General features: G+C 61.5%; 16 protein-coding genes and 4 tRNA genes. 13 read left to right on the top strand and 7 right to left on the bottom strand.

The window, feature by feature from the left end; genetic code table 11:
- Positions 1-5: 5 nt before the first annotated feature.
- The 3 genes from CTATCC11996_RS17185 to hemH form a co-directional block, all read right to left on the bottom strand.
- On the bottom strand, positions 6-959 hold the full coding sequence (locus CTATCC11996_RS17185; RefSeq protein ID WP_003078460.1) for an isopenicillin N synthase family dioxygenase: 954 nt from the start codon (positions 957-959) through the stop codon (positions 6-8).
- 192 nt (positions 960-1151) lie between these two features.
- Complete coding sequence (locus CTATCC11996_RS17180; protein ID WP_003078459.1) at positions 1152-2129, bottom strand: LysR family transcriptional regulator; 978 nt, start codon at positions 2127-2129, stop codon at positions 1152-1154.
- A 51-nt stretch (positions 2130-2180) separates the two neighbouring features.
- Positions 2181-3278 (bottom strand): ferrochelatase, encoded by a 1098-nt coding sequence (gene hemH / locus CTATCC11996_RS17175; RefSeq protein WP_003078458.1) that lies wholly within the window; start codon positions 3276-3278, stop codon positions 2181-2183.
- Between the two features lie 73 nt (positions 3279-3351).
- Between hemH and CTATCC11996_RS17170 the strand changes: the two genes are divergently transcribed.
- Genes CTATCC11996_RS17170 through CTATCC11996_RS17160 form a run of 3 tightly spaced genes read left to right on the top strand, consistent with a single transcriptional unit; the run spans position 3352 to position 5258 of the window.
- A complete protein-coding gene (locus CTATCC11996_RS17170; protein ID WP_080569890.1) occupies positions 3352-4101 on the top strand; it encodes an HAD family hydrolase in 750 nt (249 codons plus the stop codon).
- A gap of 45 nt (positions 4102-4146) precedes the next feature.
- Positions 4147-4995 (top strand): DUF2189 domain-containing protein, encoded by an 849-nt coding sequence (locus CTATCC11996_RS17165; protein ID WP_003078456.1) that lies wholly within the window; start codon positions 4147-4149, stop codon positions 4993-4995.
- Between the two features lie 47 nt (positions 4996-5042).
- Positions 5043-5258: a DUF2788 domain-containing protein gene (locus CTATCC11996_RS17160; protein WP_003078455.1), complete on the top strand. Its 216-nt coding sequence runs from the start codon at positions 5043-5045 to the stop codon at positions 5256-5258.
- A gap of 87 nt (positions 5259-5345) precedes the next feature.
- Here CTATCC11996_RS17160 and CTATCC11996_RS17155 read toward each other — a convergent pair whose 3' ends face one another.
- From CTATCC11996_RS17155 to hpnC, 4 genes are all read right to left on the bottom strand, one after another.
- Entirely contained in the window at positions 5346-6368 is a 1023-nt protein-coding gene (locus CTATCC11996_RS17155; RefSeq protein WP_003078454.1) for a Bug family tripartite tricarboxylate transporter substrate binding protein, read from the bottom strand.
- A gap of 155 nt (positions 6369-6523) precedes the next feature.
- Positions 6524-7864 carry a hydroxysqualene dehydroxylase HpnE gene (gene hpnE, locus CTATCC11996_RS17150; RefSeq protein ID WP_003078453.1) on the bottom strand — a complete coding sequence of 447 codons (1341 nt, stop codon included), beginning with the start codon at positions 7862-7864 and terminating at the stop codon, positions 6524-6526.
- Positions 7865-7871: 7 nt separating this feature from the next.
- Positions 7872-8711, bottom strand: coding sequence for a presqualene diphosphate synthase HpnD (gene hpnD / locus CTATCC11996_RS17145; RefSeq protein WP_003078452.1), 840 nt, complete (start codon positions 8709-8711; stop codon positions 7872-7874).
- A gap of 132 nt (positions 8712-8843) precedes the next feature.
- A complete protein-coding gene (gene hpnC / locus CTATCC11996_RS17140; RefSeq protein WP_003078451.1) occupies positions 8844-9725 on the bottom strand; it encodes a squalene synthase HpnC in 882 nt (293 codons plus the stop codon).
- A 191-nt stretch (positions 9726-9916) separates the two neighbouring features.
- Between hpnC and CTATCC11996_RS17135 the strand changes: the two genes are divergently transcribed.
- The 10 genes from CTATCC11996_RS17135 (at position 9917) to CTATCC11996_RS17090 (ending at position 21345) form a co-directional block, all read left to right on the top strand.
- Complete coding sequence (locus tag CTATCC11996_RS17135) at positions 9917-11155, top strand: efflux RND transporter periplasmic adaptor subunit (protein WP_034349501.1); 1239 nt, start codon at positions 9917-9919, stop codon at positions 11153-11155.
- Positions 11152-14361: an efflux RND transporter permease subunit gene (locus tag CTATCC11996_RS17130; RefSeq protein ID WP_003078449.1), complete on the top strand. Its 3210-nt coding sequence runs from the start codon at positions 11152-11154 to the stop codon at positions 14359-14361. The genes CTATCC11996_RS17135 and CTATCC11996_RS17130 overlap by 4 nt, the downstream gene beginning before the upstream one ends.
- A gap of 85 nt (positions 14362-14446) precedes the next feature.
- Positions 14447-14533, top strand: a tRNA-Leu gene (locus CTATCC11996_RS17125).
- A 345-nt stretch (positions 14534-14878) separates the two neighbouring features.
- A complete protein-coding gene (gene tig / locus CTATCC11996_RS17120; RefSeq protein ID WP_003078448.1) occupies positions 14879-16189 on the top strand; it encodes a trigger factor in 1311 nt (436 codons plus the stop codon).
- Positions 16190-16322: 133 nt separating this feature from the next.
- Positions 16323-16931 (top strand): ATP-dependent Clp endopeptidase proteolytic subunit ClpP, encoded by a 609-nt coding sequence (gene clpP, locus CTATCC11996_RS17115; RefSeq protein WP_003068910.1) that lies wholly within the window; start codon positions 16323-16325, stop codon positions 16929-16931.
- A gap of 176 nt (positions 16932-17107) precedes the next feature.
- Positions 17108-18370 (top strand): ATP-dependent Clp protease ATP-binding subunit ClpX, encoded by a 1263-nt coding sequence (clpX, locus tag CTATCC11996_RS17110; protein ID WP_003057503.1) that lies wholly within the window; start codon positions 17108-17110, stop codon positions 18368-18370.
- A gap of 155 nt (positions 18371-18525) precedes the next feature.
- Positions 18526-20940: an endopeptidase La gene (gene lon / locus CTATCC11996_RS17105; protein ID WP_034349498.1), complete on the top strand. Its 2415-nt coding sequence runs from the start codon at positions 18526-18528 to the stop codon at positions 20938-20940.
- Between the two features lie 109 nt (positions 20941-21049).
- Positions 21050-21125: transfer RNA gene (locus CTATCC11996_RS17100), tRNA-Gly, on the top strand.
- Positions 21126-21181: 56 nt separating this feature from the next.
- Positions 21182-21257, top strand: a tRNA-Gly gene (locus CTATCC11996_RS17095).
- A 14-nt stretch (positions 21258-21271) separates the two neighbouring features.
- Positions 21272-21345: transfer RNA gene (locus CTATCC11996_RS17090), tRNA-Cys, on the top strand.
- Positions 21346-21447 lie beyond the last annotated feature (102 nt).

Below are 21447 nucleotides of genomic sequence, written 5' to 3'. Positions count from 1 at the left end.
CTCCGTCAACCGTAGGTGCGGCGATAGCATTCGATCTGGTGCTGCTCCACCGTGACGGCCGGGTATCTGGGCTGCTCGCCCTCGTCCAGGCAGGTGGGAATGCATTCCACCTTGTGCAGCGGGTTGCCCGTGAAGAAAAAGGGCACGGAATAGCGTTCGCGACCCGAGACATTGATGACCCGGTGCAAGGTGGAGACATAGCGGTCATTGGTCCAGCGCGCGAACAGATCGCCGATGTTGACGACGAAGGCGCCGGGCACGGGGGGCGCGTCGATCCAGCTGCCGAGATCCTTGTCCCAGACCTGCAGGCCGCCTGCCTCGTCCTGCAGCAGCAAGGTCACGCCGCCGAAGTCCGTGTGCTCGCCGCAGCCTTTCTCGCCGGGTTCAGGGTTGGCGGGCTGGGGTGGGTAATGCAGCAGGCGCAGGGTCGCGGCGGCCTCCTTGAGATAGCCGTCGAAGTGGCTGACCGGCACGCCCAGGGACAAGGCCAGGCCGCGCACAATGGTCGCGCCCAGGCTGTAGGCGGCCTGGTAATAGTTCTGCATCACGGCGCGGAAGTCGGGCAGGGTTTCGGGCCATTGGTTGGGGCCGGTATTGAAGCGGCCGGCCAGCACGCGCGCATCGTTGGCCGCGACCTCGGCACCGGCGTAAAAGCTTTCCTTGAGATCAGGCGGTGCGCCGCTCTCCAGCGTCTGGGCGCGCAGCGGCTCATAGCCGCGATTGCAGCGGGAGAGCTTTTTGTCCACGGCCAGCTTTTCGGTCATGGGCAGGTCAAAGAAGCGCTGGCTGGCGGCAAACAGGCTGCTGATCAGCGCCGGGTCTATGCCATGGCCGGTGATATAGAAGAAGCCGCGCTGCTCGCAAGCCTGGCGCAGCTGCTCGGCCACCAGGTGCTGATCCACAGGGTCATGGCTGCGCAGGCCGCTGATGTCGATGAGGGGGAGGGCAGAGGTGCTCACAAATGGCGTCCAGAAACTGAAGAACTGGAGTCAGTTTAGAAAGCGCAGTCCGTGCTGGATAGCGCAGCTTTTGCTGCGGGGTGATCTAAAAATGTGAGCGCCAATCGCTTATGGGTAAAGCGCTGCACGGCATTGGTGCATTCTCGAGAAGCGATGCGCACAATGCCGGTGCAGGCATAGGCAAGGGCGAGCTCAGCTCCTGGCGGAAGCCGTCGCAGCGGCGGTCTGCGTGCGCGCCACCCATTCACGCAGGGCGGCACTTTCCTCGTCCTCGCGGCTTTCTATGGCATCGGCCGCGATGCGGTTGAAGGCGTCGAGTGCCGATGGCAGCGTGCGTCCTGCACGCACATAGACGCCGAGTTCGGAGTACAGCGTGGTGGGGGTATCCAGCGGTACATGGACCAGCCGGCCTTCGCGCAGCTCGCGCTCCAGCCCCAGGCGGCTCTGGAAGAAAATGCCCACGCCGCGTTCGGCAAGACTCTTGGCCAGTTCGATGGACGAGGTTTCCAGCAATACCTGCAATGCACGCTTGTGGTGCGCCAGCAAGGGTTGCAGCAAGTCGTGCATGGAGAGTTCGGGCGTGGGCAGAATCAGAGGAAAGGTTGCGCATTGCGCAAAGTCCACGCGCTCCAGCTGGGCAATCGGGTGCTTGGGCGGCACGATGGCCCCCAGCGCAAAGCGGCCCATGGTGCATTGGCGCAGATTGTCGTGGCGCTTGACCGAGAAGCCTATGCCCACGTCCGCATCGCCCTGAATCACGGCCTGTGCTGCCTGCTGGGAGCCGCAGGTGCGCACATGAATCTGAATCGTGGGATAGCGCCTGTGCATCTGCGTGAGCACGGCCGGCATCAGGTCGGCGTTCAGACCTTCCACGGCGGCCACGCTGACCGAGCCGCGACGCACGCCGCGCAGCAGCTCCAGTTCGGTGCTGAGGCGGTGCTCGTCCTGCAGCACCGTGATCACATGGCGCGAAAACACTTCGCCAGCGGCCGTGAGCCGCAGGCCCGAGCTCAGGCGCTCGAACAGCGGGCTGCCGATTTCGTCCTCAAGCTGCAGCAACTGGCGGTTGACTGCCGACGAAGCTACATGCAGATGTCGTGCGGCCTCGCGTATGGAGCCGCAACGGCGAATCATGTCGAAATAGCGAATGGAGCGGGCGTGAATATGCATGCTGCCGGAGGCAGCATATGCCGTGCCAGTTCGCTGGGTGGCCGCGACCGCTTACTGGGGCGCGCCCGCCGCCTTGGCACGCTGGGCACGGGCCTTGAGCTCGGCATCCTCCTCGCGCCCGGTGGGCCAGCCTTGCATATGCTGCTGGGCAATATCGCTGAGCGCGGTGATCCAGGGTGCGCTGTCGTTGAGGCAGTCTATGTACTCGAACTGCTGGCCGCCTGCATGCATAAAGGCTTCGCGTGCCTCCTGCTTGATTTCCTCCAGCGTCTCCAGGCAATCGCTGGTAAAGCCGGGGCAGACCACGTCGACGCGCCGGGTGCCGGCCTGGGCCATGGCAATCAGCGAGGGCTCGGTATAGGGCTCCAGCCATTTGGCCTTGCCAAAGCGCGACTGAAAGGACACCAGATACTGGTCGCTGGCGAGCTTGAGCCGCTCGGCCAGCAGGCGTGCCGTCTTGTGCGATTCGCAGTGATAGGGGTCGCCCAGATGCAGGGTGCGTTCTGGCACTCCATGAAAGCTCATGACCAGCTTTTCCCCGCGGCCGTGGCCGCGCCAGTGGGCTTCTATGCGCTGCGCCAGTGCTTCGATGTAGCCGGCATCGTCGTGGTAGCGGTTGACAAAACGCAGCTCGGGAATATGGCGCTGGGTTCTGGCCCAGTCGTAGACGGCGTCGAACACGCTGGCCGTGGTCGTGCCTGAGTACTGGGGGTACAGCGGCAGAATCAGGATGCGCGTCGCGCCGTCTTTCTTGAGTGCATCCAGCTGGGCCGCAATGGACGGCGTGCCATAGCGCATGGCCGGCAGCACCAGCACATTGTGGCCGCGCTCGCCCAGCCAGCCGCGCAGCAAGGTGGCTTGGCGCGTGGTCCAGTGCAGCAGCGGGGAGCCATCCTTTTCATGCCAGACGGTGGCGTACTTGGCGGCCGACTTGGCCGGACGGGTGCGCAGGATGATGCCGTGCAGAATCGGCCACCAGGCGAGCTTGGGAATCTCGACCACACGATCGTCACCGAGAAACTCCGCCAGATAAGGGCGCACTGCCGCAGCCGTGGGGGCGGCCGGCGTGCCCAGATTGCACAGCAGGATGCCGGTGCGTGCGGATTGATCGTGACGGAAGCGGGGTTCGGGCGCAAAGCGTGATGGCATGGCGCAATTGTGTCAGCTAATCGGATAGGCGCAGCCGCTCTGCGGCATTAGCCGGGCCGCTATTCTTCGGGGCATGCAATCCCAAGACACTACAGCCCCCGCCATTGAAACCCTTCAGCGCTTGCGCCATAGCGGCCAGATTCGCGCCATCAGTCTGGATCTGGACGACACGCTCTGGCCCATCTGGCCCACGATTGCGAAGGCAGAGGCCGTTTTGCTGCAGTGGCTTGCGCAGCATGCTCCCGGTACGGCCGAGCACCTGGGCGATACGGACAAGGTGCGCGCCTTGCGCCACGAAATCGTGGCACTGCGCCCGGATCTGAAAGCAGACCTCAGCGGCCTGCGCCGGGAGTCCATCCGGCTGGCGCTGACCCGGGCCGGCGATGATCCTGCCCTGGCCGAACCGGCCTTTGACGAGTTTTTTGCCGCTCGCCAGCGGGTCGAGCTGTTTGACGATGCCTTGCCGGCGCTGCAGTTTCTGTCGCAGCGCTGGCCGGTGGTGGCCCTGTCCAATGGCAATGCGAATGTGCATGTGGTGGGTATAGGCAAGCATTTTCGCGCCTCGCTGTCTGCCAGCGGAGCGGGCATGGCCAAGCCCGAGACGCGTTTTTTTCAGGCCGCAGCGGATGCGGCCGGCGTCGCCCCCGAGCATGTGCTGCACATCGGCGACGATGCGGAGCTGGATGCCCGGGGCGCCATGGATGCGGGTATGCACGCAGTCTGGCTCAACCGCGGACAGGTAGCATGGCCTTGCGTGGGTCCTGAACCCCACGTCACAGTCGCCAGCCTTTGGCAGTTGTGTCAGGGGCTGGCAGATCGTTGACCGGAACGAGCGGGAGCTTTGCGGGTCAGCGAAGAAGGACCGCCTATGCCTACCTGTCTGCCTGCCTGCCTTCTCACGCCGCCACCGCTGGCACCTGTGCGAACCATTGCCTGGAGCCGGCCTCTGGTGTGGCTGTCCAGAGCCTTGCAGGACATTTCTAACGCTCCGTTAATCAGTCTGGCGCATGGTCTGGCCTTGATCCTGATCGGTGCGGCAATCCTGACCCTGGGGCACAATCGCTTCTGGTTGATGGCAGGAGCCTTGTCGGGCTTTCTGGTGGTGGGGCCGCTGGTTGCCACCAGCCTGTATGCCATCAGCCGGGCCATCGAGCGCGGTGAGGTGGCAGACTGGGGTCTGATCCGCCGCACCTGGACGCAGTGGCAGAGCTGCCATGCCACGGGCCGGGGAGGGTACTGGTGCATGGTTCGGTTTGGCGCCTTGCTGGCGCTGGCCGCCACGGGCTGGGTGCTGATTTCAGCATCGCTGATCACCGTGATGTCGCCCGTGCGCGTGCAGACCCTGCAGGATTTCATTGCGCATGTGGTGCTGGCCAGGGATGGTCAGCTGTTTGTGCAATGGATGGCTTTGGGCAGCTTTCTGGCTGCTCCGATTTTTGCGTCCAGCGTGGTGGCCATGCCGCTGATGCTGGACAGGCGAGTGACCGTGCGCCAGGCCGTGTTGACCAGTTGGTCCGTGGTGCTGGCCAACCCGGGCCCTATGGCCTTGTGGGCGGCGCTGATTGTGATGTTGACCTTGCTGGGCCTTGGTAGCTATTTGCTGGGGCTGGTGGTTGTGATGCCCCTGCTGGGCCATGCCAGCTGGCATGCCTATCGGGACCTGGTGGATGCTTCTGCATTCCCCGCCAGGGATGACGCGATGGTGCCTGCCGTCTGAGCGCTGCGCGACCAGGGCCTGGCAAGGGCTGTAAGGACCTGGTTGTCGTGATATTCGGTTATACGGAAGAGCAGATTGCCCACTTTTTCCTGACCTGGGGCGTGGGCGCCTTCATCTTGTTCATGGTGTTCATCATCCTGCAGTTGGCGCGTCAGTCCAAGGCAGGCAAGTTCGGCACCTTTGTGATTTGCCTGGGTTTGGGCGTGGGCTTTGTTGGCTATATCGCCAAAATCATCATCCAGTGGTGGATAGAGAGCCACTGAACCCTGCCCCGCAGCCAGGCCCAAAGGCCCGAGCAGATCTTCCCTCCTGCGACGAGAAAGAGGGAAGGCCTTTGGCGCCTCGGGCGCTCAACCCGGTTTCACCTGCGCGCGCTTGAGCACTTTTTGCCAGCGGTTCTGCTCGATGCTGATGAATTGGGCAAACTGCTCTGGCGTACTGCCAATGGGTTCGGCGGCGTCGCCCTGCAGGCGCTTGAGCGCATCGGGTGCCTTGACGGCCTTGGCGCATTCTGCGGCCAGCTTGTCCACATGGGCGCGGGGCAGACTGGAAGGGGCCAGCATTCCGTACCACTGAGTCATCTCGAAGCCTGGAAAGCCCTGCTCGGCCACCGTAGGCACATCAGGCAGTTGTGGCAGGCGCTTGGTCGAGCCGGTTGCGATGCAGCGCACCTTGCCGGCCTTGATGAAGGGCAGCAGCGCGGCGGCTCCGACAGAGGCCGCATCAAGACGACCCGATAGCAGGTCGGTCATCATGGGGCCGGTGCCGCGATAAGGCACGTGGAGCATGAAGATGTCGGCCGTCATCTTCAGATATTCGAATGCCAGATGTCCTGCGCTGCCGTTGCCGGCCGAGCCGTAGCTGAGCTTGCCCGGATTCTTCTTGGCATAGACCACCAGATCGGCAATGTTCTTGACGGGCAGATCGGGGTGCACCACATAGAGGCTGGGCACCTTGGCCAGCAGGCTCACGGGAACAAAGTCCTTTTTCGGATCCCAGGGCAGCTTGTCAAAAATATAGGGGTTGACGGCCAGCGTGCCGATATGGCCAAGGATGACGGTGCTCTGGTCATCGGCTCGAGCCACTTCCTGCATGGCGATATTGCCCGCGGCGCCGGGCTTGTTGTCCACGAATACGTTCTGGCCGATGGTCCTGGACAGCTCTGCGGCGGTGGAGCGGGCCACGATTTCAGAGCTGCCACCGGGCGCAAACGGCACGACGAAGCGAATCGGGCGGTTGGGCCAGCTGTCATCGGCAGCGCGGGCCATGCCGGGCAGCAGGCTGCTGCAGGCCAGGGCTCCGGCGCCGGTCAGCAGATGGCGGCGCGAGATGCTCAGAATTTCGCGAGTGGACTTGTCGAATGTGGATGCCATGTTGTCTCCGTTGCTTTTGGCTTTATGTGGCTGAGAGATTGCCTCTCAGGCCATGGTTGCAACTGTGGCTGTCAAATCGCTGTCAAACCGCCTGCGGCAGCGCGATCCGGGCATCAGGATTGTGCTGATAGGGTTTGCTCTAGAGCAGCTTAGTTCTAGTCCTTGCGGACCAGCTCGTCGGCTGCCGTAATCCCGCAACGCACCGCACCTTCCAGCGTCGCCGGGTAGGGCCCGCTCACATAGTCGCCGCAAGCCCAGAGGCCATGGCCTAGCTCCGTGCCTGGGCGCTTCACGTTGGGCCTGCAGGCAAATGTGGCGCGCTTTTCAACCACGGTCAGCACAGCTTGAATGTCCCGCCAGCCCAGTTGTTGCCGGGCTTGTTCCAGCACAAGCCGCTCCAGGGTCTCGCGGTCTGTGCGGCAGTCGCTGATGACAAACGCCATCAGACCTTGCTGGGCGCCATCGGAGGGCTGCAGATGACCGCGGTCGAACACGAACTGAGCCGGAGCCTGGGCGTCGGGTCGCAATGCAAGCCAGGGCAGCGCGGGCGCGAGGCGATGGCTGCTGCGCGCATAGACCGTGGCAATGGCTGTGTGCTCCAGGGCCTGTGCGCTCTGTGCCCAGTGCTGGTAATGCACGCCGTCGCGGGCGGGCAGGCGCAGGTCTTCGGCAGCCAGCAGCGCAAGGCGGGTTGCCTCCTGAGGTGGGCAAGCCAGCAGCACGGCATCAAAACGCGCTTGTTCCAGTGCCGGCTCGAGTGCCGCTTGGGAGCTGCGCAGCAGCCATTGCTGGCCTTGGGGGATCAGCTCCTGAATCCGGCTCGCCGTATGCACGGCATGCCCCCGGTCTTGCAGCCATTGCGCGGCCGGATTCGGAAACAGATCGCCGAGTCCGCAGCGCGGCAGCAGAAAATGGGAGCCGCCCGTGCCTGCGAACAGTGCGTCATGCAGCACGCGCAAGAAGATTCTGCCGCTGGCCTGTGCGGCCGGCAGATTGAGGGCCGACACGCAAAGCGGCTCGATGAATTCGTCGAGCAGGAGATTTGGTAGACCGCTGCAGATATCGGCAACGGTTGCAGCATCTGCGCATCGAAAGCCCTGGACACGCCAGCGCAGGGCACGGCCCAACAGGGCGGCACGTTCGCGCAGCGACCAGCCGCTGGCGCTGGCAATTCCGACCAGGGCGTCGAGAGGCGCGGGCAGCTCGGGAAAGCTCAGGCCGCTGCCATCGGCATGGCGCATGGCCAGGGGCCTGCGCAGCAGGGCTTGTTCCGGCGCTACGCCCACGATGTGCATGAGCCGCAGGCATTCGGCATAGGCGCCGATCAGAATATGCTGGCCGTTGTCGGCCAAGGTGCCGCCCGGCAGATCCAGATTGCGAGCCCGGCCACCGAGCTGGCGGCCGGCCTCGAAAACCGTGGGCTGATGGCCGACTAGCGAAAGCTGTACTGCGGCAGCCATGCCGGCCCAGCCGCCACCGATGATGGCAACTTGCATGGCGCGCTTACATGCGGCCCAGTGCCTGCATCTTCCAGACCAACCAGAACTTGCGCAGCGGCGTGAGGCTGATGCGCTGGTGCAGCACCTGGAAGTTCTCGGACTCGATCTCGCGCAGCAGGGTGCGATAGATGCTCGCCATCATCAGACCGGGCTTTTGTGCGTGGCGATCGGCATCGGGCAGCAGGTCCAGTGCCTTGTCATACAGGTTGTGGGCACGCTCGGCCTGAAAGCGCATCAGGGCCGTGAAGCGTTCCGAGTACTCACGCTTGTTGATCTCGTGGGCCTTGACGTCGAACTGCTGCAGCTCGCTGATGGGCAGGTAGATACGGCCGCGCATGGCGTCTTCGCCCACGTCGCGGATGATGTTGGTCAACTGCAGGGCCTGGCCCAGGGTGTGAGCGTATTCTGTGGTGCGCTCCTCGGTCTGGCCGAAGATGCGGGCAGCGACTTCGCCGACCACGCCGGCAACCAGATGGCAGTAGCGCTGCAGACCGGCAAAGTCCAGATAGCGGGTCTGATCCAGATCCATCTGGCAGCCTTCAATGACGGCCTGCAGATGGCGCTCTTCGATGCCATAGGTCTTGGCGTGGGGCATCAGTGCCTGCATCACGGGATGAGCGGACTGGCTGGTGAAAGCCCTGTGCACCTCGGTCTTCCACCATGCCAGCTTGGTGGCTGCCACGCCGGGGTCCGTGACCTCGTCGACCACGTCATCCACTTCGCGGCAGAAGGCATAGAAAGCCGTGATGGCGGCGCGGCGCTCCTTGGGCAAGAAGAGAAAGGCGTAATAGAAGCTGCTGCCCGAAGAGGCGGCTTTGTCTTGGACGTACTGATCCGGATTCATAGGGGGAGCATTGTCCCATGACGCGGGCCGTTGGCCGACACAACAGTGAAATGCGCGGCATGCGCTTGGTCAGACTTCAAATTCCATAGCGCCTTGCGTAGGTCCATCAGGGGATGGAGGCTATCTATTCGCTCACATGCGCACGGCTTGCCAGAGCATGGCGACCATGTCGAGCTTGCCCAGTTTGATGCGCTGATAGAGGTTGCGCCCCTGCATGGCGTCCAGTCTGTCCAGAATGCGCAGACCGCCTTGCACGACCAGGCGCAGTTCCCAGCCCGTGCGGCCGGGTAGCTGATGCACCAGCGGCGCACCATGGTTCATCAGGCTGCGGGCCTGGCGGTTGAGCTCGTCGAGCAGGGACTGCAGTTCGGGCGTCAATGCCGCCGCGTCCGGCCGGATCGCGCTTCGTGCAATGCCGTGGCGGGCCAGATCGGCATCCGGTAGGTAATGGCGCTGGCGCGGCAAGTCCTGGCTCAGGTCCTGCCAGAAGTTAATGAGCTGCAGGGCGGTGCAGATGGCGTCACTCTGAATCAGTGACTTGGTGTTGACCACTCCATACAGGTGCAGCAGCAGGCGGCCGACAGGGTTGGCCGAGCGGCGGCAGTAATCCAGCAACTGGGCCATGTCGGTATAGCGGGTCTGGGCGGCCGTCATGCGCACATCCTGCTCGAAGGCGCTGAGCAGGTCGGCCAGCAATGGCTTGGGCAGGCCATGGGCCTGGACCTGGACTGCCAGCGGGCCAAAGATATGGGGCCAGGAAGTTCGCATCAGCATGGCAGCTTCGCCGGCGCTACCTAGCTGCTGCAGATCGGCGCCATATTGCTGCAGCTGTGCGAGGCGCTGCTCGGCGCCGTGCTGGCCCTCGTCGGCCAGGTCGTCGGCGGTGCGCGCAAAGTGATAGATGGCGGCGATGGGGCCACGCAGTCGTGGCGGGCACAGCCAGGAGGCGACGGGAAAATTTTCGTAATGGGTGATGCTGGCCGGCGCATTGGCGGCGGGGCTTGCTGGGGGCATATGGTTCACGCCCGTATTGTGGACCGGGCGGGCTTGCCGGCTTGCGCCAGCCCATAAAAAGACGGCGCAAAAGCGCACGTGCGTGCACAATCAGCGCTGACTTTGGTGCAGCGGCCTGCCCGGCGGCTGCGCTTTTCCTATTTTTACAAGCCCAGAACACCATGGCTGTTTCGTCTTCTCGTCGTTTTGCAATGTTGTCTTTGCCGCGCCGGCCTGCCCTGCCCCTGGCTGCGCTGTCCATAGTGGCGGCTGCTGTCATGTTGTCGGCCTGTTCCAAAAAGGAGGCTGCGCCCGAGCCGGTGCGTGCCGTCAAGCTGGTGACCGTGGGTGAGGGGCAGATCGAATCTGCTCAGGAATATTCGGGCGATGTGCGAGCCCGTGTGGAGTCTCGCCTCGGCTTTCGCGTGGCGGGCAAGATAACGAAGCGCGAGGTGGAACTGGGCCAGCATGTGAAGGCCGGACAGGTGCTGGCGCGCCTGGATGCTCGTGACTATCAGCTCAGTGCCGATGCCGCGCGCGCCCAGTTGGCCTCGGCCACCACGCAGCGCGATCTGGCCGAGGCCAATGCCAAGCGTTTTCGCACGCTGCGAGCCCAGAACTTCATCAGCGCCGCTGAGATGGAACGCTACGAGGCCAATCTGAAGGCGGCACAGGCCTCGCTCGACCAGGCGCGGGCTCAGCTCTCCAGTCAGTCCAATCAGGAGAACTACACCCAGTTGCTGGCCGATGCCGATGGCGTTGTCACCGCCGTGGAGGCCGAGCCCGGTCAGGTGGTTGCGGCCGGAACGCCCGTGGTGCGGATTGCCCAGGATGGCGCGCGCGATGCGGTGTTCAGCGTGCCCGAGGACCGGCGCAGTGCCATCAAGCCGGGCCAGGGTGTGAAGGTGCGCCCCTGGTCGGACGAGTCGCGCGTGATCAATGCCCAGGTGCGTGAGGTGGCGGCCAGCGCCGACCCGGCCACACGCACCTATGTGGTCAAAGCTGCGCTGCAGGGAACGGACCTGCCCGCATTGGGTGCGACCGTGCATGTCATGCCCGAGGGCATGGGCGTGAGCCGCGAAGCCATAGGCAGCCAGGTCATCAAGTTGCCAACCACGGCCTTGCGCCAGGAGGGCGGTAACGGTCAGAGTACGGCCGTCTGGCTCTATGACGCGGCCAGCAGCTCGGTCAAGCTGCAGCCGGTGCAGATTGCCAGCGCTGACGGCAACGAGGCGGTGATTGCCTCGGGTCTGCAACCCGGCATGCAAGTGGTGGCCACAGGCGCCCATGTGCTGACCCCGGGCCAGAAGGTGACGGTATATCGCGATAAATACGCCAAGCCGCCACAAAACTCTGTATCAAATAAGCCCCAAACGCAGGTGGATAAATCGCAGAATGCTCCTGAATCAGGAGCGTCTCTGCCTGCAGTCGCTGCGGAGGCTGGCAAATGAGCGGCACTGGACACAAAAAGACCGGTGGTGCGCATTTCAATCTTTCCCGCTGGGCGCTCGATCATGTAGCGCTGACACGCTATTTCATCGTCGTGCTGATGCTGCTGGGCTTTGCGGCCTTTTTCCAGCTGGGGCAGGACGAGGATCCGCCGTTCACATTCCGGGCCATGGTCATTCGTACCTACTGGCCTGGCGCGACGGCCGAGCAGGTGGCTCAGCAGGTGACGGACAAGATCGAGCGCACGCTGCAGGAGGTGCCTTATGCCGACAAGATCAGCAGCTATTCCAAGCCCGGCGAGTCGCAAGTCATCTTCCAGGTCAAGGACTACTCTCCCCCCAAGGAGGTGCCGCAGCTCTGGTATACGGTGCGCAAGAAAGTGGGGGATATGCGCTACACCCTGCCGCAGGGCGTGCAGGGGCCGTTTTTTAATGACGACTTTGGCGATGTCTATGGCGTGATCTATGCGTTGCAGGCCAAGGGCTTCAGCTACGCGGAACTCAAGACCCTGGCCGACGATGTGCGCCAGCAACTGCTGCAGGTGCCCGATGTGGCCAAGGTCGAGCAGTTCGGCGTGCAGGACGAAAAGGTCTATGTGGAGCTATCGCACAAAGCCACGCAGATGGGGCTGAACCTCAAGCAGGTACTCGATCAGCTCAACCAGCAAAATGCCGTGGCATCAGCCGGTACCCTGCAGACGCCAGCCGAAACCATTGTGTTGCGTGTGCAGGGCCAGTTCAACGACCTGGAGCAATTGCGAGCCATGCCCATCATCGGCCAGGGCGGGGCGCAGTTCAGGTTGGGCGATATCGCCGAAGTGCATCGCGGCTATGCCGACCCGGCCAATGTCATGGTGCGTTTTCAGGGCGAGCCTACGGTGGCCCTGGGAGTGTCCATGGTCAAGGGCGGAGACATCATTGCCCTGGGCAAGGCGCTGACGCAGGCCACGGAGCGCATCGCCAGAAGCCTGCCCGTGGGCGTGACGCTGAGCAATATGCAGAACCAGCCCAAGGCGGTGGCGGATTCGGTCAGCGAGTTTCTCCAGGTGCTGGTCGAAGCCGTGGTCGTGGTGCTGGCCGTGAGTTTTCTGAGCCTGGGCCTGCACAAGCGCCCGGGGCAGCATCCGCTGTGGAAGCGCTGGTATATCGACCCGCGTCCCGGACTGGTGGTGGGCATCACCATTCCGCTGGTGCTCGCCGCGACCTTCCTGGCCATGTGGTACTGGAATATCGGTCTGCACAAGGTGTCGCTGGGCTCGCTCATCATTGCGCTGGGCCTGCTGGTGGACGACGCCATCATTGCCGTGGAGATGATGGTGCGCAAGATGGAGGAAGGCTACGACAAGTACCGTGCCGCCACCTTTGCCTATGAGATCACCTCCAAGCCCATGCTGACCGGCACACTGATCACGGCTGCCGGCTTTCTGCCCATCGGCATGGCCAAATCCATGACGGGCGAATACACCTTCGCCATCTTCGCGGTGACGGTGATTGCCCTGGTGCTCAGCTGGTTCGCCTCCGTGTACTTCGTGCCCTATCTGGGCCTGCTGCTGCTCAAGAAGCCGCCGCATGCGGCCAAGCTGCCGCCCGAGGTAGCGTCCGGAGAGGTGTCGGCCGAAGAGGCTGGAATCAACACCGATGTGGGCGAGCATGAGCTGTTCGACACGCCGTTCTACAACCGCTTCCGCCGCACGGTGAACTGGTGCGTGCAGCACCGCTGGCTGACGATTGGCGCGACGGTGCTGGTGTTCGTGCTGGGCCTGGCCGGCATGGGCAAGGTGCAGCAGCAGTTCTTCCCTGATTCCAGCCGCCCCGAAGTGCTGGTCGATATATGGTTCCCCGAGGGCACTTCCCTGCAGGCCAACAAGGAAGTGACGCTGCGTGTGGAAGAGCGCTTCTTGCAGCTTGATGGTGTGGAGTCCGTCAGCGAGTGGATAGGCTCCGGAGCGCCGCGCTTCTATCTGCCGCTGGATCAGGTTTTTCCGCAGAACAACGTCTCCCAGTTCATTCTGGTGACCAAGGACCTGAAGGCGCGCGAGGAAATCCGCAAGCAGCTGCCGGCGCTGATGGCCGAGGAATTCCCCGAGGTGCGGGCGCGTTCCAAGCTGTTGCCCAATGGGCCGCCCGTGCAATATCCGGTGCAGTTCCGTGTGATGGGCTCGGACCCTGCCAAGCTGCGCACCTACGCCGATGAAGTCAAGGCGCTCATGCAGGCCAATGCCGATATGCGTGGCGTGAATGACAACTGGAACGAGTCCGTCAAGGTCATACGGCTGCAGGTTGACCAGGACAAGGCGCGTGCCCTGGGTGTGACCAGCCAGTCGATCGCCGAAGCTACGGGCATGAATTTCAGCGGTACCACTGTGGGGCAGTTTCGTGAAGGCGACAAGCTGATCGATATCGTGATGCGCCCGCCCAAGCAGGACCGCGATGCCATTACCGATATCGCGACTGTCTATGTCACCACGGCAAACGGCCAGTCGATCCCGCTCACGCAGATTGCCAAGCCCGCCATGGTCTGGGAGCCGGGCGTGATGTGGCGCGAGAAGCGCAACTTCGCGATTACCGTTCAAGGCGATGTGCGTGAGGGCCTGCAGGGCGCCACGCTGACCAACGAGCTGTTGCCGCAACTGCGCAAGATGGAAGCCGGCTGGCATGCAGCTGGTGACACAGGCTATCGCATCGAGGTGGCCGGTGCCGTGGAAGAAAGCTCCAAGGGCTCCGGCGCCATCGTGGCGGGTATCCCGGTGCTGCTGTTTCTGACCTTCACATTGCTCATGCTGCAACTGCGCAGCGTCAGCCGATCGCTGCTGGTGTTTATCACCGGCCCCTTGGGCATACCCGGTGTGGCGGCAGCCTTGTTGCTGCTGAATCGCCCTTTCGGCTTTGTGGCGCTGCTGGGTGTCGTGGCCTTGATGGGCATGATTCAGCGCAATTCGGTGATTCTGATCGACCAGATCGAAAGCGGGCGTGCCCGTGGCGTACCGGCTTGGGATGCGATTGTGGAGGCGGCCGTGCATAGGCTGCGTCCCATCGTGTTGACGGCGGCAGCAGCCGTGCTGGCCATGATTCCGCTGTCGCGCAGCGTGTTCTGGGGGCCTATGGCCGTGGCCATCATGGGAGGCCTGATCGTGGCGACCGTGCTGACTCTGCTGGCCTTGCCCGCCATGTATGCGGCGGCGTTCCGCATCAGAAAGGACACTACCTGAGGCTGGATTGTGCGAAAGACTGCCGATTTTGCGGCTAGAATCTGCGTCTTGACCTCAGTAGGCGTAGATTTGCGCATTGCTGACCGCGCGGGTGGCGAAATTGGTAGACGCACCAGGTTTAGGTCCTGACGGTGGCAACACCGTGCCGGTTCGAGTCCGGCTCCGCGCACCAGATAAAGGCACTCTCTGCTGCCCAAGCCCGTAACCCCAAGCCGTTACGGGCTTTTTCTTTTTCCTCCCCCTGCTGTGCAGCTGCGGTGTCAGCTTTTAAGGCAAACCCCTGTAAGGCGATGGCGGAGCCTGCGCGGCGCCTCGTTATAATGGTCGGCTTCGCCTGTTCCTGATTTGAACAAATGCCTGGCGCCAGACGCTGGGGCAAATGACCGGGGCAGGCTCTGGAAATTTGTGGTGCCGCATGTTCCTGGGGATCCCCGGGCGTGCGCGCACTGTGACTTTGCGCAACACGGTGCGGGTTGTTAGTCAATCTGCACGGTCCTCATCCCTCTTAGGAAAAATCATGGCCGTTAACGTTGAAACTCTTGAAAAGCTCGAGCGCAAGATCACGCTGAGCGTGCCCCTGTCGGCAATCCAGTCCGAAGTGGATGCCCGCCTGAAGAAGGTGGCGCGCACGGTGAAGATGGACGGTTTCCGTCCCGGCAAGGTGCCCATGAGCGTCGTGGCTCAGCGTTATGGCTACTCCGTGCAATACGAAGTGCTGAACGACAAGGTGGGCGAGGCTTTTGCCGCTGCCGTGAACGAAGCCGATCTGCGCGTTGCCGGTCAGCCCAAGATCACCGAAAAGGAAGGCGCTGCCGAAGGCGAAGCGCAATTCGAAGCCGTGTTCGAAGTCATGCCCGAAGTCAAGATCGGTGACCTGACCACTGCCGAAGTGGAAAAGCTGACCACCAGCGTGGACGACGCAGCCATCGACAAGACCGTGGACATTCTGCGCAAGCAGCGTCGCACCTTCACCGAGCGCGCTGCCGGTGAAGCCGCTGTGGACGGCGATCGCGTGACCGTGGACTTCGAAGGCAAGATCGACGGCGAGACTTTCTCCGGCGGCAAGGCTGAAGACTTCCAGTTCTTGGTCGGCGAAGGCCAGATGCTCAAGGAATTCGAAGACGCAACCCGTGGCATGAAGGCTGGCGAGTCCAAGACTTTCCCTCTGGCTTTCCCCGCTGACTACCACGGTGCCGATGTGGCCGGCAAGACTGCCGACTTCCTGGTGACCGTCAAGAAGGTGGAAGCTCCCAACCTGCCCGAAGTGAACGAAGAGTTCGTGAAGACTCTGGGTGTGGAAGGCGGCTCCGTTGAAGCCCTGCGCGACGACATCAAGAAGAACCTGGAGCGCGAAGTGAAGTTCCGCGTTCAAGGCCGCAACAAGCAAGCCGTGATGGACGCTCTGGTGTCCGTGTCCGAGCTGGATCTGCCCAAGGCTTCCGTGCAGGCCGAAGTCGGCCGTCTGCTGGAAGGCGCGCGCGCCGAGCTGGAACAGCGCGGCATCAAGGATGCTGCCAAGGCTGAAATCCCCGAAGACATCTTCTTGCCCCAGGCCGAGCGTCGCGTGCGTCTGGGCCTGGTGGTGGCCGAGCTGGTCAAGAGCAACAATCTGCAAGCTACTGCCGAGCAGATCAAGGCTCATGTCGAAGAGCTGGCATCCAGCTACGAGAAGCCCGAAGACGTGGTGCGCTGGTACTTCGGCGACCGCAACCGTCTGGCCGAAGTGGAAGCCGTTGTGATCGAAAACAACGTCACCGAGTTCGTTCTGGGCAAGGCCAAGGTGACCGACAAGGCCGTTTCCTTCGACGAGCTGATGGGTCAAGCCTAAGGGCTGGATCTTTTATCGGTGCTTGCCCTAGGCGAGTTCCGATAACTTGAATTGCGGGGCTTGTGCTTTTGCGCGCAAGCCCCATTTTCTTTTCAGAATGCGGCTACAGTAGGCGCATAGCACTGGAGAAAACATGAGCGCATTGGATACATTGGGTTTGGGTATGGTACCCATGGTCATTGAACAGTCGGGTCGCGGTGAGCGCTCCTATGACATTTATTCGCGTCTGCTCAAGGAGCGCGTGATTTTCCTGGTGGGCGAGGTTAACGATCAGACCGCCAACCTGGTGGTAGCCCAGTTGTTGTTCCTGGAAAGCGAAAATCCTGACAAGGACATTTCCTTCTATATCAACTCCCCCGGCGGCAGCGTGACGGCAGGCATGGCGATTTTTGACACCATGAACTTTATCAAGCCTGATGTCTCGACGCTGTGCACCGGAATGGCGGCGAGCATGGGCGCTTTCCTACTGTCGGCCGGAGCCAAGGGCAAGCGCTATGCACTGCCCAATGCCCAGGTCATGATTCACCAGCCTCTGGGTGGTGCACGTGGTCAGGCGACCGAAATCGAAATTCATGCTCGCGAAATCATCAAGACCCGCGAGCGCCTGAACAAGATCCTCGCCGAGCGTACAGGCCAGCCCCTGGAAAAGATTCAGAACGACACCGAGCGGGACTATTTCCTTTCCGCCGATGAGGCTAAGGAATACGGCCTGGTTGATCAGGTGATCAGCAAGCGTTCCTGAAATGCATAGCACCGAGTCCCATGTCTGATTGGGCTTGCGGGTGCTGGCATTGAAAAACCTGGGAGCTGCTGACTGGCTCCCGGGACTTGCTCGGCGGCGTTTGTCCCTGATGGCCTACGCCGCCTTGTCTTTGGTTATCATTAATTTTCGTTTTTTCGTAACGAGGCACAGCCCCCATGGCCGATAAAAAAGGCTCTTCCACCGAAAAGAATTTGTATTGCACCTTCTGCGGCAAAAGCCAGCACGAGGTCAAGAAGCTGATCGCCGGCCCGTCCGTGTTCATCTGCGACGAGTGCATCGACTTGTGCAATGAGATCATTCGCGACGAACAGCCTGCCGCCGACGCCAAGGAGGGTCGCGGCGATCTGCCGACGCCCGCTGAAATCAAGGCCAACCTCGACAATTATGTGATTGGTCAGGAGCAGGCCAAGCGCACGCTGGCCGTGGCGGTCTACAACCACTACAAGCGCCTGAACCACAAGGACAAGGCAGGCAAGGACGATGTGGAACTCAGCAAGAGCAATATCTTGCTGATCGGTCCCACAGGTTCGGGCAAGACCTTGCTGGCTCAAACGCTGGCGCGTCAGCTCAATGTGCCATTCGTGATGGCCGATGCCACCACGCTGACCGAGGCCGGCTATGTGGGCGAGGACGTCGAGAACATCATTCAGAAGCTGCTGCAAAGCTGCGAGTACGATGTTGAGCGTGCTCAGCGCGGTATTGTCTACATTGACGAAATCGACAAGATCTCCCGCAAGTCGGACAACCCCAGCATAACGCGTGACGTCTCGGGTGAGGGCGTGCAGCAGGCTCTGCTCAAGCTGATCGAAGGCACGATGGCCAGCATTCCTCCCCAGGGTGGACGCAAGCATCCGAACCAGGACTTTCTGCAGATCGACACCACCAATATCCTGTTCATCTGCAGCGGCGCGTTCGCGGGATTGGAAAAAGTCATTGAGAACCGCACCGAGGCTTCAGGCATAGGCTTTGGCGCTACCGTCAAGAGCAAGAAGCAGCGCTCCATCTCGGAAATGTTCCTCGAGATCGAGCCCGAAGATTTGATCAAGTTCGGCATCATCCCCGAACTGGTGGGTCGTATGCCGGTGGTGACGGCGCTTGCCGAACTCAGCGAAGAGGCATTGGTGCAGATCCTGACCGAGCCCAAGAATGCGCTGGTCAAGCAGTACAGCAAGCTGCTGGCCATGGAGGGTGTGGAGTTGGAGATCCGCCCTGCGGCCCTGAAGGCGATCGCCCGCAAGGCCCTGGCTCGCAAGACCGGTGCCCGTGGCCTGCGCTCCATCGTCGAGCAGGCACTGATCAGCACCATGTTCGAGTTGCCGACCGCCGAGAATGTGGAAAAGGTAGTGGTGGAAGAAGCCACCATTGAAGACGGCAAGGAGCCGCTGCTGGTTTACCGCGAAGCGGCCAAAAAGGCCTGATACTGTGCTTGCGTGCAAGGCGGGCCCTCCAGTGGGCTCGCTTTGTCGCCTGTGGCTGAAAGGCAATGCCCCTGCGGCGGCAAAAACAATTTGCCCCCAGGGGTTGAAATACACCGGTAAGCGGACCATCTTCCGCTGAGAAACCGAGGATACCTATGTCTGGACAAACCCCTTTGCCTTCTACCGAGCTGGACCTGCCACTGCTGCCGCTGCGCGATGTGGTGGTGTTTCCACATATGGTGATTCCGCTGTTCGTGGGGCGTGCCAAGAGCATCAAGGCTCTGGAGCTGGCCATGGAAGGCGACCGCCGCATCATGCTGGTGGCGCAGAAGACGGCCTCTAAGGACGAGCCTGCAGCGGAAGACATGTTTGATGTGGGATGTGTCTCCACCATCTTGCAGATGCTCAAGCTGCCCGACGGCACCGTGAAGGTGCTGGTGGAGGGCCAGCAGCGCGCGCTGGTCAAGCAGGTCGCCGACGAAGAGTCTCACTTCACAGCGTCTGTGACGCCCGTGGAGCCCGAAGGCGATGCTCATGAGCAAAGCGAAATCGAAGCGTTGCGCCGCGCCGTGACCCAGCAGTTTGACCAGTACGTCAAACTCAACAAGAAAATTCCTCAGGAAATTCTGACCTCGATCGCCAGCATTGACGATGCCGGTCGTCTGACGGACACCATTGCGGCGCACCTGCCTCTCAAGCTCGAGAGCAAGCAGGCAGTGCTGGATCTGGTGGACATCAAGGAGCGTCTGGAAAACCTGTTCGAGCAACTCGAGCGCGAGGTCGACATTCTTAACGTCGACAAGCGCATCCGTGGCCGCGTCAAGCGCCAGATGGAGAAGAATCAGCGCGACTTCTATCTGAATGAGCAGGTCAAGGCTATTCAGAAGGAGCTGGGTGAAGGTGAGGACGGTGCCGACATCGAGGAGATCGAGAAAAAGATCAAGCTCGCCAAGATGCCTGCCGATGCTCGCAAAAAGGCTGAGGCCGAGCTCAAGAAGCTCAAGCTGATGTCGCCCATGTCGGCTGAAGCTTCGGTGGTGCGTAACTACATCGAAGTGCTGACCGGCCTGCCTTGGAGCAAGAAGACCAAGATCAAGCACAACCTGGCGAATGCCGAGGAAGTGCTGAACGAAGATCACTTCGGCCTGGAAAAGGTCAAGGACCGCATTCTTGAGTATCTTGCCGTGCAGCAGCGTGTGGACAAGGTCAAGGCGCCCATTCTGTGCCTGGTGGGTCCTCCCGGTGTGGGTAAGACCTCGCTGGGGCAGTCCATTGCCAAGGCCACAGGTCGCAAGTATGTGCGTATGGCGCTGGGCGGCATGCGAGATGAGGCGGAAATTCGCGGTCACCGCCGTACCTATATCGGTGCCATGCCCGGCAAGGTGCTGCAGAGCCTGGAGAAGGTCGGTACGCGCAATCCTCTGTTCCTGCTGGACGAAATCGACAAGCTGGGCATGGACTTCCGGGGCGATCCTTCGAGCGCGCTGCTGGAAGTGCTGGATCCCGAACAGAACAACAAGTTTGGTGACCACTACGTGGAGGTCGACTTTGACCTGTCCGATGTGATGTTTGTGGCGACTTCCAACTCCATGAATATTCCTTCGGCCTTGCTGGATCGCATGGAGGTGATTCGCCTGTCGGGCTATACCGAAGACGAAAAGACCAATATTGCCATCCGCTATCTGCTGCCCAAGCAGATCACCAACAACGGCGTGAAGGACGGCGAGCTGGAAGTGACCGAAGCCGCGATTCGTGACATCGTGCGCTACTACACCCGCGAAGCGGGCGTGCGTTCGCTTGAGCGCGAGCTATCCAAGATTTGCCGCAAGGTGGTCAAGGGCTTGCAACTTGGCAAGCTACAGCCCAAGGTGGAGGTGAATGCCGATAACCTCAATGAGTATCTGGGCGTGCGCAAGTTCAGCTATGGCCGTGCCGAGCATGCCAATCAGGTGGGGCAGGTTGTGGGTCTGGCCTGGACCGAAGTCGGCGGCGATCTGCTGACCATCGAAGCCGCCACCATGCCAGGCAAGGGCGTCATTACGCGCACAGGTTCTCTGGGCGATGTGATGAAGGAGTCGGTCGAAGCTGCTCGCACCGTGGTGCGTAGCCGCGCTCGTTTGCTTGGCATCAAGGATGAAGCCTTCGAGAAAAAGGACATTCATGTGCACGTGCCTGACGGCGCTACGCCCAAGGATGGCCCCAGCGCGGGTGCAGCGATGACGACAGCTTTTGTCTCGGCTCTCACTGGCATTCCCGTGCGAGCTGATGTGGCCATGACCGGTGAAATCACCTTGCGCGGTGAAGTGACGGCGATCGGCGGCCTCAAGGAAAAGCTGCTGGCTGCTCTGCGTGGTGGCATCAAGACCGTGCTCATTCCTGAAGAGAATGTCAAGGATTTGCAGGACATTCCCGATAATGTGAAGAGCGGTCTGGAAATCGTTCCTGTGAAGTGGATCGATCAGGTTCTCAAGGTGGCCCTGGAGCGCGTGCCGGATCCTTTGACTGAGGAAGCTGTAGCCGCCGTGGCGTCCACCGACGTCAAGCCGGCAGAGGCAGCCATCAAGCATTGATGCTTGTTTTGTGAAAATTGTGGCGTTTTTTCTGGGAGGGCTCAGAACTGCGCTACAATTCATCCATCGCAGCAAACAACGTTGTACAATGTTGGGCTTCGGTAGATATGCGGGAATAGCTCAGTTGGTAGAGCGATACCTTGCCAAGGTATAGGTCGACGGTTCGAACCCGTTTTCCCGCTCCAGGTTTTCAGACCTGTAGCAATACAGGTTCGCATCAGAAAGCGAAAGCTTTTTGAATGCGGGAATAGCTCAGTTGGTAGAGCGATACCTTGCCAAGGTATAGGTCGACGGTTCGAACCCGTTTTCCCGCTCCAGGTTTTGTGATAGCGGCGCGATAGCAAAGCGGTTATGCCCCGGATTGCAAATCCGGTTAGACCAGTTCGACTCTGGTTCGCGCCTCCAGATTTCTCTAAGGAAATCAATAAAAAGGCCACCCGTACGGGTGGCCTTTTTATTTCTGCGCGTAAAGCACTTCAAAAATCGATGCTGACCGTGTGTCATTCG

The sequence above is a fragment of the Comamonas testosteroni ATCC 11996 genome (genome assembly GCF_000241525.1).
In the GTDB taxonomy this organism is placed as follows: domain Bacteria; phylum Pseudomonadota; class Gammaproteobacteria; order Burkholderiales; family Burkholderiaceae_C; genus Comamonas; species Comamonas testosteroni.
The sequence above is the reverse complement of the archived record's forward strand: the minus strand, read 5'-3'. Positions and strand labels throughout refer to the sequence as shown.